Source organism: Pseudomonas sp. Cab53 (genome assembly GCF_018325965.1).
GTDB classification, from domain to species: domain Bacteria; phylum Pseudomonadota; class Gammaproteobacteria; order Pseudomonadales; family Pseudomonadaceae; genus Aquipseudomonas; species Aquipseudomonas chlororaphis_E.
The window spans coordinates 3,106,833-3,124,723 of sequence record NZ_AP021902.1 but is presented as its reverse complement, the minus strand read 5'-3'; the positions used below and the strand labels follow the sequence as shown (position 1 = coordinate 3,124,723).

General features: G+C 62.5%; 12 protein-coding genes. 10 read left to right on the top strand and 2 right to left on the bottom strand.

Annotation, left to right across the window (positions count from 1 at the left end):
• Nucleotides 1-435: 435 nt before the first annotated feature.
• The 4 genes from KI241_RS13635 (at nt 436) to KI241_RS13620 (ending at nt 7,893) form a co-directional block, all read left to right on the top strand.
• The gene (locus KI241_RS13635) at nt 436-1,926 is read left to right on the top strand and encodes a hypothetical protein (protein ID WP_053144667.1); all 1,491 of its coding nucleotides are present in this window, start codon (nt 436-438) and stop codon (nt 1,924-1,926) included.
• Nucleotides 1,927-2,022: 96 nt separating this feature from the next.
• The gene (locus tag KI241_RS13630) at nt 2,023-3,420 is read left to right on the top strand and encodes a PLP-dependent aminotransferase family protein (protein WP_042730641.1); all 1,398 of its coding nucleotides are present in this window, start codon (nt 2,023-2,025) and stop codon (nt 3,418-3,420) included.
• 91 nt (nt 3,421-3,511) lie between these two features.
• Entirely contained in the window at nt 3,512-5,158 is a 1,647-nt protein-coding gene (pgm, locus tag KI241_RS13625) for a phosphoglucomutase (alpha-D-glucose-1,6-bisphosphate-dependent) (protein ID WP_042732663.1), read from the top strand.
• Between the two features lie 278 nt (nt 5,159-5,436).
• Nucleotides 5,437-7,893, top strand: a complete 2,457-nt coding sequence (locus KI241_RS13620; RefSeq protein ID WP_212803850.1) for a UvrD-helicase domain-containing protein — start codon at nt 5,437-5,439, stop codon at nt 7,891-7,893.
• Between the two features lie 204 nt (nt 7,894-8,097).
• Here KI241_RS13620 and KI241_RS13615 read toward each other — a convergent pair whose 3' ends face one another.
• Both KI241_RS13615 and KI241_RS13610 read right to left on the bottom strand, forming a co-directional pair.
• A complete protein-coding gene (locus tag KI241_RS13615; protein ID WP_003201764.1) occupies nt 8,098-8,376 on the bottom strand; it encodes a DUF1652 domain-containing protein in 279 nt (92 codons plus the stop codon).
• A gap of 193 nt (nt 8,377-8,569) precedes the next feature.
• Entirely contained in the window at nt 8,570-10,012 is a 1,443-nt protein-coding gene (locus tag KI241_RS13610; RefSeq protein ID WP_212803849.1) for an MFS transporter, read from the bottom strand.
• A gap of 132 nt (nt 10,013-10,144) precedes the next feature.
• Here KI241_RS13610 and KI241_RS13605 point away from each other — a divergent pair, with 132 nt between their 5' ends.
• From KI241_RS13605 to KI241_RS13580, 6 genes are all read left to right on the top strand, one after another.
• Entirely contained in the window at nt 10,145-11,050 is a 906-nt protein-coding gene (locus tag KI241_RS13605; protein WP_212803848.1) for a LysR family transcriptional regulator, read from the top strand.
• A gap of 332 nt (nt 11,051-11,382) precedes the next feature.
• Entirely contained in the window at nt 11,383-12,840 is a 1,458-nt protein-coding gene (locus KI241_RS13600) for a serralysin family metalloprotease (RefSeq protein ID WP_212803847.1), read from the top strand.
• Nucleotides 12,841-12,916: 76 nt separating this feature from the next.
• Nucleotides 12,917-13,339 (top strand): AprI/Inh family metalloprotease inhibitor, encoded by a 423-nt coding sequence (locus tag KI241_RS13595; RefSeq protein ID WP_212803846.1) that lies wholly within the window; start codon nt 12,917-12,919, stop codon nt 13,337-13,339.
• Between the two features lie 75 nt (nt 13,340-13,414).
• Nucleotides 13,415-15,190, top strand: coding sequence for a type I secretion system permease/ATPase (locus KI241_RS13590; protein WP_053144654.1), 1,776 nt, complete (start codon nt 13,415-13,417; stop codon nt 15,188-15,190).
• Nucleotides 15,187-16,521 carry an HlyD family type I secretion periplasmic adaptor subunit gene (locus KI241_RS13585; protein WP_042728841.1) on the top strand — a complete coding sequence of 445 codons (1,335 nt, stop codon included), beginning with the start codon at nt 15,187-15,189 and terminating at the stop codon, nt 16,519-16,521. The genes KI241_RS13590 and KI241_RS13585 overlap by 4 nt, the downstream gene beginning before the upstream one ends.
• Nucleotides 16,522-16,534: 13 nt before the next feature.
• Complete coding sequence (locus tag KI241_RS13580; protein ID WP_042728840.1) at nt 16,535-17,872, top strand: TolC family outer membrane protein; 1,338 nt, start codon at nt 16,535-16,537, stop codon at nt 17,870-17,872.
• The last annotated feature ends 19 nt before the right edge of the window (nt 17,873-17,891 follow it).

Here is a 17,891-nt window from a genome sequence, read left to right as displayed (position 1 = left end):
TCGTCTCAAGGAAGAAGTCGTGGCGTGGTATAACTTTTCCGAAGGGGGTTGCCCTTCAAATTATAATCAAGGTGCATTGAGCCTTACTTGGTGTAAGCCTATCTACCGATCGTCAATCGCGCCGGTTGTAGTGGGGCGTCGATTCAAGTTCGGCAAGTTCCTTATTTCATGTGCTCATTGTCTGTGGGACGTTGTCGGAAATCTCCTAGGACGTGCTAGGGGATCAACCAGGCCCAGTGCCCATGCGGCTTTCAGGGGTGGGTTGAAGGCGGCGAGCGAATCCGCAAACGTATGTATCAAATAATGACAGCAAGCAAGGCTTGAATGTACTGCTAATACTCTTTGCAGCACTAGAACAATCTATCCAGATCAATACGTCGCTCGGCCCGTGGGTGCGAAGGCGACGCCGACCGTTGAATTTCCAGGTAAATGGCTATGAGTGCAATCCATGAGCAAGCAATGACTCACGTGTATCAACAAGTATTGCAGCGACTGTTGGGTTTTTATTCCCGGGCAGAACGAACCGCATTGCAGTTGTTGATCCAGCGTTTAATTGTCGCCGCCGGAGGCATCGATCGGATGGGTGATTATCGCGTGTTGACAGTGCAGAACGGCAGCCGGGATGGCTTCTATGTGCTGACGGCACTGCGAGCCGCACAGTTGAGCATCGCAGGCCGGCATCCAGCGACCTTCGCCTTGCGCGTGGCCACGCCTCGCCTGAGCCAGACCACCCAGGCCACCCTGGAAAACATCCATCGCTGCTACAGCGCGCTGTTCGTCTATGACGACCCTCGGGTCGAGCTGCTGATGGCCGATAATCGCGAGGTGGTGCCGTTCAATCACACGCAGCCGCTGTCGGTGGCGGGACACGAAGCCAATCGCATGGACATGCTGGTGCTGGGGCACCTGCGTTCGGTGGACAGCCCCCTGGAGGTCGGGGACGAGGGTTACCTGGCCATGGCGGAGTTCTATCGGCACATGGCGCGCTGGGAAGCGGGGGTGGACTCACTGGTCAGCAGTGATACGCCGCGCCAGCAGAAAAACTTCATGTCGGGGCTTCGGCGCGCGGCCGGCAAGATCGGCCTGGTGGCCGACAGCGGCAACGGTTTCGACAGCCTCTTTGCCCAGTTGGATACCCTTGGCAGCGAGCTCTATGGGCAGGTCTACGGTCCCGAGCACTTGGTCCCGTGGCAGCCGGAAGGTCACTTCGAGGCCTGTCGGCGGGTGGGGCACATCGGTATCGATGACTTGACCGTCGATCGTCTGGAAGGCACCAATTGGCCTTTGTTCAATGAATTCCTGCGGGTGCAGACCGAGAACCTCATTCCGTCGACGTCCGAGAACGAATACCTCAGCCCGCTGCTGTCGGCGCACTTGCATGGCTTGCAGGCCTGCTACCTGCATGGGCGCAGCTATGAAGCCGGGTATGGGGACTACGCGCAGCGCGCGGTGATGATCATGCACCGCAAGCAACTGCCGGAATACGCCTGCGAGCAGGCGCAGGCGATGTTCGGTTCGCCCCTGCAAATCCCGCAGCGCCGTGTCCAGGCCGCCCAGGAGGCGCAGAAAATCATGGGGCTCAGCGAAACGCAGTTGGTGTGCATGCTGTTTGCGCCGTTCGTGGAAGAGGGGGCGGGCCTGGAGCATTTCCTGCGCTGCTGCCACCCGGGCATGCTGGTGGCGATGCCGGACCTGCACAAGGCGATGCAGGGCGCGGCCATTGCCGACCAGGTGGCACATTGGATGGTCGATGTCAGCGGTTTGCCCATGGACGTGCTCGGTACGTTGTATCGGTCGAGCGTCACGCGCTCGGAACGGCTGGAAAACCAGCCCGAACATGACCTGCAACAGGCCTTGGACGGTGCCGACGCGGCACAAGCCGAGCAGGGCGATGATGACCTGTGCGAACGCTCGGCCCGGCATTGAGGAGCGAGGCTTGATGGTTTCCTGCACCCTGCTTCCCGTCATGCCGCCGGGCGCTGCGGCACGGCCGGGCAGGGCTCGCCGCCTGGGCCTGATGCCATGAAGGGCTGCCGGGAGACAGACTTCGCCTACCAGGCGGTTTATCGGTACCTGACCACGCTGATCAACGAGATGGGGGTCGATGCCCGGGTGCGCCTGCCGTCATTGCGGCAATTGTCCGAGCGCCTGAACGTGTCGATTTCCACCATCCAGTACGCGTATTCATTGCTGGAGAAGGAGGGCCGGGTCTACTCGATCGCCAAATCCGGCTATTACGCGTTGCCGGTGCCTTGCGTAGCAAGCCTCGAGGGCGGTGACGACCTGCTGGAGCGCCTATACGTCAATGTGCGACGGCCGGGCATGCGGGTGCTCAGTGCCGATGAGCCGGCGTCCATGCAACCGCTGGACAGTCCGCTGTTGCTGCTCGAACGCGAGTTGCTGCGCCAGTACCCGCGTTCCCCGCAAATGCCCTCGCAGCCCTGGGGTGAGCTGGAGTTACGCACGGCGCTGGCGGCCCGCTACACCTCTTCGCCGGCCCGATGCTGGAATGCCGACGACGTCTATCTGGGCGCTGACCTGCGGGGCGTCCTGGAGATCCTGATCGCTGCGCTGGCGCTCCGGGACGCCACTGTATTGATCGAATCACCCTGCGACTGGACGGTCCTGCGCCTGCTGCAGGCGGCCGGGGTCAACGTCATCGAACTGCCGCTTCAGGCCACCGGGGGGTTCGATCTTGAACAGCTCGAACACTTGCTGGTGAACGAAACGGTGTGCCTGGTGATGCTGTCTTCGATCCTGAACATGCCCAGGGGGACCCTCGTGCCTGACGAGAACCGCCGTGCCGTCGCCCGGCTGCTGGAGCGGCACGGGACCTGGGTGCTGGAGAACGACAGCTATACCGACCTGGCGTTCGAAGCCGGCACCGTGCCGTTTCGCGACTTGCTCGACCCCGATCGGCTGATCGTCTATTCCACTTTCGAGAAAACCATCGGCCCGGAAGCACCGTATGGCTACGTGCTGTCGCGCCAGCTGACCCTGCATCTGCAGCGCCATTTCCTGTTACGGGCTTTTCGCCTGTCACCCATTCGCCAGAAAGCCATCGCCCGTTTGTACAGTAATGGCAGGGTCGACCAGCACTTGCTGGTGTTGCGGCGCCTGTTGCGCGACAGCGCCGTGTCGGCAAACCAGCTGTTGCGCGAGCGGCTTGGGGACAGCCTGCATTGGCCTGAGCCCCAGGGCGGGGCGACGATCTGGTTGCAGTCGACACGGCAGGTCGACCTGCGGCGGGTGTTCCAGCGGCTGCTGGCCCAGCGCATCGTCATCGCGCCTGGCGAACTGTTCAGCCTCCAGGGGCTGTATGGACAACATCTGCGCCTGACGCATGCCCTCAATGGCACGCAGGACCTGGACGCGGCACTCTGCGCACTGGCCGATGCCCTGCGGCTCGAACCCGCGTAATGGCGGGTGATGGATCGAACCCATCGCGCCATGGTCGAACTGTCAGTAAACTGCATCCCATTTCCCGAGCCACTCTATCCAGAGGTTTTGCATGACAGTCAGTCCATTTGCGGGCAAGCCGGCACCGGCAGGGTTGTTGATCGATATCCCGCGACTGGTGACGGCCTATTACACCGGCCGCCCCGACGCATCGGTTGCCACCCAGCGCGTGGCGTTCGGCACCTCCGGCCACCGTGGCAGTTCCTTCGACCTGGGGTTCAACGAGTGGCACGTGCTGGCCATCAGTCAGGCGATCTGCCTGTACCGCGAAGCCCAGGGCATCACTGGGCCGCTGTTCATTGGCATCGATACCCACGCGCTGTCGACACCGGCAGGCGCAAGCGCGCTGGAAGTGTTCGCCGCCAACGGCGTGACCGTGATGATCGCCGAGGGCGACGAATACACCCCGACACCGGCGGTTTCCCACGCCATTCTTTGCTACAACCGTGGCCGCACCACGGGGCTGGCGGACGGTATTGTCATCACGCCGTCCCACAACCCGCCTCAAAGCGGTGGCTATAAATACAACCCCACCAACGGCGGCCCGGCCGACACCCACATCACCAAATGGATCGAGGCCAAGGCCAACGAGCTGCTGGCCAATGAGTTGGCCGGGGTCAAGCGCATCAGCTATGAACAAGCCCTGAAGGCGGACACGACCCACCGTCACGACTACGTCAACAGTTACGTGGCTGACCTGGTCAACGTCATCGATTTCGATGCCATCCGCGCGGAGGGTCTGCGCCTGGGCGTCGACCCGCTGGGTGGTGCCGGGGTGCGCTACTGGCCGGCGATTGCCGAACACTATCGCCTGGACCTGGACGTGGTGAACACCCAGGTCGACTCGACTTTCCGCTTCATGACCGTCGACTGGGACGGGCAAATCCGCATGGATCCATCCTCCAGCCACGCCATGCAAGGGTTGATCGGCTTGAAGGAACGTTTCGACGTGGCCTTCGCCTGCGACCCGGACCATGACCGCCATGGCATCGTCACTCCATCCGGTGGCCTGCTGGCTCCCAACAACTACCTGGCGGTGTCCATCGACTACCTGTTCCTGAACCGGCCGCAATGGCGCGCCGATGCGGCCGTGGGCAAGACCGTGGTCAGCAGCGGCCTGATCGATCGCGTGGCCAAGCGCCTGGGGCGGCGCCTCTATGAAGTGCCGGTGGGTTTCAAGTGGTTTGCCGATGGCCTGTTTGACGGCTCCCTGGGCTTCGGCGGTGAAGAAAGCGCCGGCGCATCGTTCCTGCGCAAGGACGGTGGCGTCTGGAGTACCGACAAGGACGGCCTGATCCCGGCGCTGCTGGCGGCCGAAATGACCGCTCGCACCGGTCGTGACCCCAGCCAGGCTTACCGCGCCCTGACCGAAGAGTTGGGCGAACCGTTCTCGGTGCGCGTCGACGCCAAGGCCAGCCCGCAGCAGAAGGCATTGTTGAGCAAATTGTCGCCGGAGCAGGTGGCGTCCACCGAACTGGCCGGCGAGAAGATCCAGAACATCCTCAGCCACGCGCCGGGCAACGACCAGGCCATCGGTGGGTTGAAGGTCATGACCGAAAACGGCTGGTTTGCGGCTCGTCCGTCGGGCACCGAGGATATCTACAAGATCTACGCCGAGAGCTTCATTGGTGAAGATCACCTCAAACAACTGGTGGCCGAAGCGCAAACCCTGGTGGACGGGGCGATCTCCGGGCAGTGAGTGGGGCGTTCATGCCTGTGGAAGATGACTTCCCCAGGCATGACGCCAATCCGCCTCCTGTGGGAGTGAGCTTGCTCGCGAAGGCGGTAGTACATTCAACAGAGATGTCGACTGAAGCACCGCCTTCGCAAGCAGGCTCGTCCCTACACAAGCCTTTAAAGCTCCAGATACCTTTCACTTCATCGCCTAACCCCATGACAAATAAGATTTCTGGTGGAACCTGACGGCAAATGCAGACACCATGTCTGCCATGTTTCAGAACACCGGAGTTCCTACGCGTGTCTCAACACACTCCCGATCTTCCTCCCGATCTCTTGCCTCTTGCGCAGATGCCGTGGCTTAAACGCCTGGCGGCGCGGTTTTTTGGTCATGGCCTGACACGGCTTCGAGCCCAGCACCGCAGTTCCTGGCTGCACGGCCAGGCCGACGGGTTTCGCAGCGGCCATACCGCCGGTTTTGACTATGGCTATAAAGAAGGGCTGGAAGATGGACGCCAGGTCCTGTTGATCCGTGATTCCCGCAGCACGGAGCACCCGGCCCCGCAGGTCGATGACTCGCTGTTCGATGACTGGCGCCTGCCGTTGAACGCCGAATTGAAGAAGCGTATCAAGGCCGATGTCGCCCGGTTGCTGCCGGCCCATGGGCAACCCAGCGCCGCGCAATGGAAAATGATTTTCAGTGACACCCCCTCGACCTCGGTGGTCGCCGGGGCGGGCGCGGGCAAATCCACGACGCTGGTGCTGCGCATCCTGTTGCTGGTGCATTACCTGGGTTTCGAATTGGACTCGATGACCGTGGTGACGTTTACCCGGGAGTCGCGCAAGGACTTCATCCAGAAGCTGATCGACGTATTTGGCCTCTGGGGGCGTGCGATCAGCCTCAAGCAGGCGCGTGACCTCGTGCGCACCTTCCACTCGCGGATCTTGCCGATGGTCCGCAGCCTGCCCGGGTTCGAGCGCCTTCAAGCGTTCGAGGCCCTCAGTCACCGCGAGGTGAATGACGACGATGGGCAGGGCAACCCCTTTGATTTGCGCATCAATGATGTCCAGCGCCAGCATCTCAATGCCTGCTACCACCGGCTTTACCACCGGGACGAGCGATTTCGCGAGCTGATCAAGCCGCTGTCCCGGCATGCGCTGCAACTCAAGGAACTGGAGCGCGATCACCCGGACGTGCAAAAACGTGTTGCCGTGACCGAGTTGGCGGCCCAGCGCGATGAGGCGTTGTGTGACGCGATCGAAGACTTGTGGGTGCGCGCCGGCGCCTGGCCTATCAAAGGCATCGAGTCGAAGCGGCAAGCCTTTGAAATCAATGGCTCGACCTTTCGCTGCCACGGCTACATCCCGTCCCTGGATGCTTGGGTCGTGCTGGGTTTCGATCCGCGGGAAGATGCTCGCCTGAGTCGTCCGGGGGCTAAGCTGAGTGTGCGCGCCGAGTGGGCCGTAAAGCGCACCTTATTTCAAGCTTTCTGTCGTAAGCCTTTGATTTGGATTGAAAGCTATGACTCATCCAAGCGTGTTCTGGCTTCGCTGGCGGGGGATGCCAGCGCCGGTCCCGGCTTCGATTACAAGGTCAAGGGCGAACTGGCCTCGGCGCCGTTGCTGGACTGTTTTGTCGCCGCCGCAGGTTTTATCGAGAACCTTGGCCTGGATGTGCCGGATGCCGTGGGGCGGATGTCGTTTGCCCAGGACGACCCTGACCGTTACTTCTTCGAGGCATTGAGTCGCTACTGGCGGGCTTTCGAGGATCACCTGCTGGACCAGTCGCCACCGATCATGACCTACAACCGGATGTTCGCGTTGTTCAGCGAGCAGACGCCGGAAAACTTCAAGCTATTGAGCGACAGCATGCTCAGGCCCCTGTCGCACTTGATGATCGACGAGTTCCAGGACGTTTCGCCGCAAATCGTCTCCTGGTTGCGCGCCAGCCTTCGCGAAGTGCGCAGCCGAGGCCCGGCGATGCACGTGGGGCGCGGCGCCCAGCGTTCTTCGTTGCTGTGCGTCGGTGATGATTGGCAATCGATTTATGGCTGGCGCGGCAGTTCGCCAAGCTATTTCATGGCGTTCAACAAGCAGTTCCCGTCGCCGGCGACCACGCGGGTGATGCTGACCGATAACTACCGCAGTCATCAGCACATCATCGATGCCGCCGAGCACATCGTGCGAGCGGCCGCCGCGATCCCCGGGAAAAAGGCCAAGGCGAGCGGCCAGTCTCGATCGTTGAGCCCGGTCAACGTGTTGGATCGGGATGACGAAGGCCTGGCTCGGCGGCTTGAAGAACACTATCAAAAGGGCGATTCAATCTTGATGTTGTATCGAAAAAGCAGCGATAAATCATTGATTGAAAAGTATATTTCGCCAATTGTTAATGTGGATTCTAGCTTGCCGTACGAAACACGACGGCTCAGGCAAATGACCTATCACAGCGCTAAGGGGTTACAGGCTGATGCGGTGTTCCTGCTAGGCGATTGCCAGCACCTGACCCGGTCGCCCTACAAGAACCAGGTCTACCGAATGGCCGGGCTGGGCCAGGACGGCGATACCGAGCCCTACGACACTGCGCAAAAGGACGAAATCCTGCGCCTGGCGTATGTGGGCATCACCCGTGCGGTGCAGCACTGCTACTGGTATGTCGATGCCCCGGATGGCCAGGCGGCGAACGCCCCCAAGGCTTCGGATCGTATCGGCACGGGCAAACCGTTCTTTGCGGACCATCGGCGGGCCCGCAATGGTTGAGGCAGGCCAAGTGGGCGTTGAGGAGCAACTGCAATCGGCTCGGCCCCTGTGGGAGCGGGCTTGCTCGCGAAGCGGTAGATCAGAAAGTAAGGGGGCGGCGAAGCTGACCCCTTCGAGAGCAAGCTCGCTCCCACAGGGGGGTTAGAGGAACGCGATGGCTGTGACGCGACCCGCTCCAACTGGTGGAGCGGGTGAGTTGATCGGTCAGGAAGCAAACCTGCGCAAGCCAACCGGTGGCACGAAGGCTTCCAGCTCGGCTTCCACTGCTTCAATGATGCGCTCCACATCCGGGGCGTTCATCACGGTTGCGCAGGGGATGCCGGCGATGGCGATCATGGTCTCGCCACTGGCACGGTCAAACAATCGGGCGACCATGCTGCCGGGTGCGTCCATGCTGGCTTCAAAGCCCATTGGATGAAAGTGCCAGCGCATCAGCTGGCAGGCGTTGGGGAAGGTAACCTTGCTGAAAGATCCTTTATTCATGTGTTGCCCACCTTCTTCAATCGAGCGCTTCCTTTTGCTCATGTCAGGAAGGAAGAGCCATCTTGGCCCTACCAGTGAGAACTAAAAATAGCACCTGAAAATGAATGTCATGTGGCTTTTTTCAGTCCGTTTAGCGATTGGTTCAATTCTTTTGATCTGCATCAAGGCCTAAACGGTAGATTCTGTTTTGCCATCATGCTTCGGGCAGGCCATCCTGAACCTCGCGCAAGGGCTCTGGCGCGCGGTATTTGAAGGCGATGAGCAGGGCCAGGACGACCAGGGCCAGGGCGACGGCGAAGGTGGTGTGCAGGCCGCTTGCGATTGCCTCGGGGCTGGCATTGCCGATATAAGGCGTCGCCGACGCATGGGCGAATACCGCTCCCAGCACCGATGCCCCCGTGAAAAAGCCCAGGTTACGCGACAGGTTGAGCAGGCCGGCAATCACGCCTCGCCGGTGGGCGGCCACATTGGCCATCACGGCGGTGGTGTTGGCCGTCTGGAAGAAAGCGTAGCCGAGGGTCGTCACCACGATGGCGCCAAGGTAGCCGCCGATGCCGAGCGCCGGTGAAACCAGCGACAGCATCAGACTGCCAAGGACCATGGTGGCCAGTCCCGCCAGGCGCATGGGGCGCACACCAATGCGGTCGGTCAGGCGCCCGGCCGGGACGCCGGCCAGCGCGGCCACGCAGGGACCCACCGCCAGCACCAGGCCGACGAGTGCCGCCGGCAAGCCAAGGGCGATCGACAAGTAGAAGGGGCCGACCAGCAACGTCGCCATCATCACCGTGGCGACTACGGCACTCGTTGCCAACCCGGACACCAACAGGCGGTCCCGGAATGCGGTCAACGGGATCAGCGGCGAGACGGCCCGGGATTGGACCCACACAAACAGCCCGACGCCCAGGGCCGCAATCAGCAACAACACCACGTTCCGCCCGCCAAAGTCGCCACGCCCGGAGGTCATGGCCAGGGCGTAGGCGCCGAGGGTGGCTGCCAGCACCAACGTGCCGTAGACATCGAAGCGCGCGCCAGTCGCCTGGGGTGGTCGCACCGGCAGCGAGCGCCAGGCCAGTACCAGGGTAAGCACGCCGAGGGGCACATTGATCAGAAATAGGGCCTGCCAGCCAAAGCCGCTGATCAGTGCTCCCCCCAGGCTCGGCCCGAGGGCGGTGCCCACCGCCGACAACGTCGCCAGCAATCCCATGGCGCTGCCGGTCTTGCCCTGGCTGACGGTGTCACTGGCCAGGGCCAGGGTCAGCGTCATCATGATGGCGGCACCCAGGCCTTGCAGGGCTCGACCGGTGAGCAGCCAGCCTAGCGAAGGCGCCGCGCCGCAGCCTGCCGAGGCGGCCGTGAACAGCGCGATGCCGATCAATAACAGTCTGCGCCGACCCATCAGGTCCCCCAGGCGCCCGACGCTGACAATCAGCGTGGTTATCACCAGCAGGTACGCCAGCACCACCCACTGGACTTGCTGGAAGGATGCCTCGAATGCCTGGGCCAGGGTCGGCAAGCCCACCGTGGCGACACTCGCGCCCAGGGACGCCAGCAGCGTCGAAAGCGCCAAGCTGGCCAAGGCCCCGCGCGAGGCAGAGGGAAGGGGGTGGGTGGTTGTCGGCGGAACATGGGTTTTCATTGGGTCACCTGTGTCTGCGGCCTTGAACGTGGCGCTGTCAGAACGTTACGCCTGGGCATAACATGGCGGAAGACGCAGCGTTTGCACGTTATAGCTGCACCCAACGCCATCTATTTACGCTAGGGCCCTGCCATGTCCGTTCCCGACCTCAATTTGCTCGTCACCCTGGATGTGCTGCTGTCCGAAGGTAGCGTGGCCCGTGCGGCGCGAAGACTGCGGTTGAGCCCGTCGGCGATGAGTCGGGCGCTGGCCCGGTTGCGCGAAACCACGGGGGATCCGCTTCTGGTCAGGGCCGGGCGAGGGCTGGTGCCAACGCCCCGTGCCCTGGCGCTGCGCGAACAGGTCAGCCATCTGGTTCAAGAGGCCCAGGCGGCGCTGCGGCCGGTCGCGACGCCGGACCTGGGCCAGTTGAACAGAACCTTCACCTTGCGCACCCGCGAGGGCTTCGTCGAGAACTTCGCCATCGACCTGATTGCCCGCATCAACGAGCAGGCGCCCGGCGTACGCCTGCGTTTCGTGGAGAAGGCCAACCGCGACAGCACGGCGTTGCGCGAGGGTACCGTGGACCTGGAAACCGCGGTCGTCGACAAGGACACCAGCCCGGAGCTGCGGACCCAGGCGCTGTTCGGTGATCGCTTGATCGGGGTGGTGCGCGCCGGACACCCGCTGAGCCAGGCCGCCATCACCGCCGAGGGCTATGCGGCGTGTCGGCATATCGGGGTTTCGATGCGTTTTCTCGATCAAGGGCCCATCGACCGGATCCTGGAACCATTGGGCCTGTCGCGGGACATTGTCACCACCGTGCCAGGCTTTTCGTCGGCGTTGGGGCTGGCCCGCTCCAGCGACCTGGTTGCCAGCGTGCCGGCGCGCTACACCGCTAGCCTGCGCATGGGCATGCACAGCTTCGCGCTGCCGTTTCCGGTGCCGGAGTTCACCATTGCCATGCTGTGGCACCCGCGCATGGATGCCGACCCGGTGCATCGCTGGCTTCGGGGCTGCCTGCGGGAAGTGTGCGCGCGCAAATCCATGGCGATTTAGTAGATATTGATTAATAGCACTTCGCTGGCACTTAGTTGGCGTAAGTGCTGCTTTCGGGAAAATGGTTAGTTGTCGCTATTTAATATTTAAATAGAGTTTTGTCCGACAATCGGCATTCGAATTTTTAACTAGTGAGTACGTAACGGGCGAAACCTGTTGTTTGTGGGCATGAAGGCTAGGAACAGAAATTGACCTCGAAAAAACTGCTAGACGTTTGATTTCCAATTGTGTCAGGTTTCTTACGTCCCTCATTGGGCGAGTGATAGGACGATCTCGCCAGAGATCGCCTGTCGTCTGAAAAATGTTCCATTTGCAAACAAGGAAGTGCGTTTATGTCGAAAGTCAAAAACAGCGCTATTGATTCCGCCGAACAACTGCTCTGGGCCCCGCAATCATTGGCGGCCGCCAGCAGTGCGTTCAATCAGATCAATAGTTTCAGCCACCAATACGATCGTGGCGGCAACCTGACCGTCAACGGCAAACCGTCCTATTCCGTCGACCAGGCGGCCACGCAGCTGCTGCGTGACGGCGCGGCGTACCAGGACCGCGATGGCAGCGGCAAGATCGAGCTGACCTACACGTTCCTGACGTCCGCTTCTTCGAGCACCATGAACAAGCATGGCATCAGCGGCTTCAGCCAGTTCAGCGCCCAGCAGAAAGCCCAGGCAGCCCTGGCGATGCAGTCCTGGGCAGACGTGGCCAACGTCACGTTTACCGAGAAGGCCAGCGGCGGCGACGGTCACATGACCTTCGGCAACTACAGCAGCGGCCAGGATGGCGCGGCGGCATTCGCCTACCTGCCGGGCACCGGTGCCGGCTACGACGGCACCTCGTGGTACCTGATCAACAGCGGCTACACCCAGAACAAGAACCCTGACCTGAACAACTACGGTCGCCAGACCCTGACCCACGAGATCGGTCACACCCTGGGCCTGGCGCACCCCGGTGACTACAACGCCGGCGAAGGCGCACCGACCTACGATGACGCCACCTATGGCCAGGACACCCGTGGCTACAGCGTCATGAGTTACTGGAGTGAGAGCAACACCAACCAGAACTTCAGCAAGGGCGGCGTCGAAGCCTATTCCTCCGGCCCGCTGATGGATGACATTGCGGCCATCCAAAAACTCTACGGCGCCAACACCAACATCCGCACGGGCGATACCACCTACGGTTTCAACTCCAACGCCGGCCGGGATTTCCTCAGCGCCACGTCCTCCTCGGACAAAGTCGTGTTCTCGGTCTGGGACGCGGGCGGTCGCGACACCCTGGACTTCTCCGGCTTCACCCAGAACCAGAAGATCAACCTCAACGATGCCTCGTTCTCTGACGTGGGTGGCCTGGTGGGCAACGTGTCCATCGCCAAGGGCGCGATCGTCGAGAACGCCATCGGCGGTTCGGGCAGCGATCTGCTGATCGGCAACGCGGTCGCCAACGAACTCAAGGGCGGTGCTGGCAACGACATCCTCTGGGGGGCGGGTGGAGCCGACAAGCTGTGGGGCGGCTCGGGGTCGGACACTTTCGTGTTCGCGGCCAGCAGCGACTCGCGGCCCGGTGCGGCGGACCAGATCCTCGACTTTGTCAGCGGCCTGGACAAGATCGACCTGACCGGCATCACCAAGGGCGCGGGCCTGCACTTCGTGAACGCGTTCACCGGTGCCGCGGGCGACGCCGTGCTGTCGACATCGGGTGGCAACAGCCTGCTGTCGGTGGACTTCTCCGGGCATGGCGTGGCGGACTTCCTGGTCAACACCGTCGGCCAGGCGGCGGTCACGGATATCGTAGCGTGATGTCAGCTTGAGTAACGTGGCGAGGGGTAACGCCCCTCGCCACACAATCCAGACCTTTTGAACGCGAGAACACACCATGCCTTGCAGGCTTTCGGCAACCGCCTGGACACTCGCTACGCTGATGCTGTTTTTCGGAGACGCCACCATGGCCCGCAGCCTGTTGTTGATAGAACCCTCGCAGTTGGCCGGTCAATGGCTGGCCGTGCTGTCGGGCCCACAGGATGACGCCCAGAGCCAGGCATTGCAGGACAAACCCTCCAACACCTGCCTGGTGGAACTCAAGGTGGACCAGACCCTGGGCGGGCAAACCGAATGCCTGGGGCATTGGTTGGGAGAGGAACCGGTGCAGTGGTTTACCGAACCCGACGGTCTTTCGTTGATCGGCCAGCACAACACCCGGGTTCATCTGGGGCTGCGCCAGCAAGACCGTTATCAAGTGACGTTGAAGTCCGGTTTGGTAGTTAGGCTTGAACGTAATAAGTCGCAAGTCACGCACTAACCACAGTGGCGCTAAGAATCAGTAAGTTGATTAACGGCCAGGCGGCCTGATACAGCCAACACGCAAGGAAGATGCATGAATAAGGCAAGGAGTGCCGGGGCGGTGCCGCTGTTTAAAGCCCTGGGCGAATATAAAAGTATTTTGATCAGCGTCGGATGTTTTACCGCATTGATCAATGTGCTGATGCTTGCGCCGTCGATCTACATGCTCCAGGTCTATGACCGTGGGCTGTCCTCGCAAAACGAAACGACCTTGTTGATGTTGTCGCTGATGGTTGTCGGCTTCTTTGTGTTCATCGGGTTGCTGGAGATGGTGCGCAGTTTCGTCGTCATCCGCATCGGCAGCCAGTTGGAGCGACGTTTCAACCTCCAGGTATACAAAGCTGCGTTCGAGCGCAACCTGCGCCAGGGCGAGGGCAACGCCGGGCAGTCCTTGGGCGACCTGACCCAACTGCGCCAATTCGTCACCGGGCCGGCGCTGTTCGCGTTCTTCGATGCGCCGTGGTTTCCCGTCTACCTGCTGGTGATCTACCTGTTCAATGTCTGGCTCGGGGTGTTCGCCAGTGTCGGCACAGCGTTGTTGATCGGCCTGGCCTGCCTGAACGAGGTCATGACCCGCAAGCCGCTGGGGCAGGCCAGTGTCTATTCGCAGCAGTCCAGCCAATTGGCGACCAGCCATTTGCACAACGCCGAGACCATCCAGGCCATGGGCATGCTCGACGCGCTGCGCAGCCGCTGGTTCGCCGTGCATTCGCGGTTCCTCGGCCTGCAGAACCGGGCCAGCGACACCGGCGCGGTGATCAGTTCCGTGAGCAAGACCTTGCGCCTGTGCCTGCAATCCCTGGTCTTGGGTTTAGGCGCGCTGCTGGTGATCAAGGGCCAGATGACCGCCGGGATGATGATCGCCGGCTCGATCCTGATGGGGCGGGTGCTGAGCCCCATCGACCAGTTGATCGCCGTGTGGAAGCAGTGGAGCGGCGCCAAGTTGGCCTATCGCCGCCTCGATGCGCTGTTGCAGGCGTTTGCTCCCCGGGACGAAGGCATGGCGCTGCCGGCGCCCAAGGGCCAGGTCAGCTTTGAACAGGTCAGTGCCGGCCCGCCGGGGCAACGCAACGCGACGCTGCAACAGGTCAGTTTCAGCCTGGCGGCGGGGGAAGTGCTCGGCGTATTAGGCGCATCGGGGTCCGGCAAGTCGACCCTGGCCCGGGTGCTGGTGGGCGTCTGGCCAACCCTGGGTGGCACCGTGCGCCTCGATGGGGCCGACATCCATCGTTGGAACCGCGACCAACTGGGTCCCTACATCGGCTATCTGCCCCAGGACATCGAGCTGTTCAGCGGCAGCATTGCCGAGAACATCGCTCGCTTTCGCGAGGCCGACCCGCAGAAGGTCGTTGCCGCGGCGCAACAGGCCGGCGTTCATGAACTGATCCTGCGCATGCCCCAGGGCTACGACACGGTGCTGGGGGAAGACGGCAGCGGTCTTTCGGGCGGGCAGAAGCAACGGGTGGCGCTGGCCCGGGCGATGTATGACCGGCCGAGCCTGGTGGTGCTCGATGAGCCCAATTCCAACCTGGACACGGTGGGCGAAGCGGCATTGGCCAGTGCCATCGCGCAGATGAAAGCCCAGGGCACCAGCGTGGTGCTGGTGACGCATCGTTCCTCGGCATTGGCCCAGGCCGACAAGCTGCTGGTGCTCAACGAAGGCCGCTTGCAGGCCTTCGGCCCCAGCCAGGACGTGCTGCGGGCGTTGTCCGGCCAGGCGGAGTCGGCCCGGGACAAACCCCAGGCCGCCCCCACCGGCCTGAGCATGAGCCGCCACTACCCGACAGCCAACAAGCCGAGCGGCGCATGAGCCAGGATCGCGACATGAACCTCGAACACACCCGGATCTTCGAAAGCCCCGAGCGCGATGCGCGGTTTTTCACCCGCATCGGCTGGGCACTGGCGCTCATTGGCGCCGGCAGTTTCTTCACTTGGGCCAGCCTGGCGCCGTTGGACCAGGGCATCCCGGTCCAGGGCACCGTGGTGGTGTCTGGCAAGCGCAAGGCGGTGCAGTCGATGAGCAGCGGCGTGGTCAGCCGGATCCTGGTGCGCGAAGGCGAGGCGGTGAGGCAGGGCCAACCGCTGTTTCGCCTGGACCAGACCCAGGCCGACGCCGACGTCCAATCGCTGCAAGCCCAGTACCGCATGGCCTGGGCCAGCCTGGCACGCTGGCAGAGCGAGCGCGATAACCTGGCCCGTGTGAGCTTCCCGGCCGAGTTGAGCCACGACCCGGACCCGCGCCTGGCCCTGGTGCTCGAAGGCCAGCGGCAACTGTTCAGCAGCCGCCGCGAAGCCTTCGCCCGCGAGCAGGCGGCATTGCGCGCCAGTATCGACGGCGCCACCGCGCAACTGGCGGGCATGCGCCGCGCCCGCAGTGACCTGACGGCCCAGGCCGAATCACTGCGATTGCAATTGGGCAACCTGCAACCCTTGGCGGACAACGGCTACATCCCGCGTAACCGACTGCTGGACTATCAGCGGCAGTTGTCGCAGGTGCAGCAGGAACTGGCGCAGAACAGCGGCGAAAGCGGCCGGGTGGAGCAGGGGATTGTCGAGTCGCGGCTCAAACTGCAGCAGCACGGCGAGGAATACCAGAAAGAAGTCCGCAGTCAACTGGCCGACGCCCAGCTCAAGAGCGAAACCTTGCAGCAGCAGTTGAAGTCCGCCGGGTTCGAGCTGCAACACAGTGAGATCCTCGCCACCGCCGACGGCATCGCCGTCAACCTCGGTGTGCACACCGAAGGCGCGGTGGTGCGCCAAGGCGACACCTTGCTGGAGATCGTGCCCCAAGGCACGCGCCTGGAGGTGGAAGGGCACTTGCCGGTGAACCTGGTCGACAAGGTCGGTACGCACTTGCCGGTGGACATCCTGTTCACCGCCTTCAACCAGAACCGCACGCCGAGGGTGCCGGGGGAAGTCAGCCTGGTGTCCGCCGACCAGATGATCGATGAGAAGACTGGTGCGCCTTACTACGTCCTGCGCAGCAGCGTCAGCGACCGTGCGCTGGAGAAGCTCAATGGCCTGGTGATCAAGCCCGGCATGCCGGCGGAGATGTTCGTGCGCACCGGCGAGCGCTCGCTCCTGAATTACCTGTTCAAACCGCTGCTCGACCGAGCCGGCTCTGCGTTGACCGAAGAATAAGGTGTGCTGTGGTATGAAGCGTTTTTTCCGGTTGGCCCTGTTGGCCATTTGCGCGTGTGACCACGCCTGGGCCATGGGCCCGTTTGAACTCTATGAGCAGGCCCTGCGCAACGACCCGGTCTACCTGGGGGCGATCAAGGAACGCGATGCGGGCCTGGAGAACCGCGCCATTGGTCGCGCCGGGCTGCTGCCGCACCTGGGCTACAGCTACAACAAGGGCCGCAACCAATCGAAAGTCACCTACCTCAATGACCGTGGCGCCAGCCAGCATGATGATCGCAACTACAGCAGCTATGGCTCCAGCCTGACCCTGCAACAACCCTTGCTGGACTACGAGGCTTACGCGGCTTACCGCAAGGGCGTCGCCCAGGCGCTGTTCGCCGACGAGAACTTTCGCGGCAAGAGCCAGGAATTGTTGGTGCGGGTGCTCAGTTATTACACCCAGGCGTTGTTCGCCCAGGACCAGATCGACATTGCCCTGGCGAAGAAAAAGGCCTTCGAGCAGCAGTTCCACCAGAACGAGGAGCTGTTTCGCCAGGGCGAAGGCACGCGTACGGACATCCTTGAAGCCGAATCACGCTACGAACTGGCCACGGCGGAAGAGATCGAGGCTCGCAACGAGCAGGATGCGTCCCTGCGCGAACTGGGGGCGTTGATCGGCGTGCCGGCCCTGGACATCGGCGATCTGGCACCGCTGAACGACACGTTCCAGACCTTCAGCCTGCAACCGGCCAACTTCGACAGCTGGCATGAGCTGGCGGTGAGCAACAACCCGAACCTGGCCTCCCAGCGCCAGGCCGTGGATGTCGCGCGTTTCGAGGTCGAGCGCAACCGCGCCGGGCATCTACCGAAAGTCAGTGCCTACGCGACCATGCGCCAGAACGAGTCGGAAAGCGGCAACACCTACAACCAGCGCTACGACACCAACACCATTGGCGTCGAGATCAGCGTGCCGCTGTACGCCGGCGGCGGGGTCTCGGCGTCCACCCGCCAGGCCAGCCGCAACATGGAGCAGGCCGAATACGAGCTGGACGCCAAGACCCGCGAGACGCTGATCGAATTGCGCCGCCAGTTCAGCGCCTGCGTCTCGGGGGTGAACAAATTGCGCGCCTACCAGAAAGCCCTGGGTTCGGCCGAAGCGCTGGTGGTCTCGACCCGGCAAAGCATCCTCGGCGGCGAGCGGGTCAACCTCGACGCGCTCAATGCCGAGCAACAGCTCTACACCACTCGCCGCGACCTGGCCCAGGCCCGCTACGACTACCTCATGGCCTGGACCAAATTGCATTACTACGCCGGCACGCTGGGGGCGCAGGACCTGGCGAAGGTGGATGAGGCGTTCGTCAGCCATTGACTAGGGATGGCTGTCCGGC

Excerpts from the sequence above, each read along its gene's own strand:
- KI241_RS13635 (WP_053144667.1), top strand. The coding sequence starts at position 436 with ATGAGTGCAATCCATGAGCAAGCAATGACTCACGTGTATCAACAAGTA.
- KI241_RS13630 (WP_042730641.1), top strand. The coding sequence starts at position 2,023 with ATGAAGGGCTGCCGGGAGACAGACTTCGCCTACCAGGCGGTTTATCGG.
- pgm (WP_042732663.1), top strand. The coding sequence starts at position 3,512 with ATGACAGTCAGTCCATTTGCGGGCAAGCCGGCACCGGCAGGGTTGTTG.
- KI241_RS13615 (WP_003201764.1), bottom strand. The coding sequence starts at position 8,376 with ATGAATAAAGGATCTTTCAGCAAGGTTACCTTCCCCAACGCCTGCCAG.
- KI241_RS13610 (WP_212803849.1), bottom strand. The coding sequence starts at position 10,012 with ATGAAAACCCATGTTCCGCCGACAACCACCCACCCCCTTCCCTCTGCC.
- KI241_RS13605 (WP_212803848.1), top strand. The coding sequence starts at position 10,145 with ATGTCCGTTCCCGACCTCAATTTGCTCGTCACCCTGGATGTGCTGCTG.
- KI241_RS13600 (WP_212803847.1), top strand. The coding sequence starts at position 11,383 with ATGTCGAAAGTCAAAAACAGCGCTATTGATTCCGCCGAACAACTGCTC.
- KI241_RS13595 (WP_212803846.1), top strand. The coding sequence starts at position 12,917 with ATGCCTTGCAGGCTTTCGGCAACCGCCTGGACACTCGCTACGCTGATG.
- KI241_RS13590 (WP_053144654.1), top strand. The coding sequence starts at position 13,415 with ATGAATAAGGCAAGGAGTGCCGGGGCGGTGCCGCTGTTTAAAGCCCTG.
- KI241_RS13585 (WP_042728841.1), top strand. The coding sequence starts at position 15,187 with ATGAGCCAGGATCGCGACATGAACCTCGAACACACCCGGATCTTCGAA.
- KI241_RS13580 (WP_042728840.1), top strand. The coding sequence starts at position 16,535 with ATGAAGCGTTTTTTCCGGTTGGCCCTGTTGGCCATTTGCGCGTGTGAC.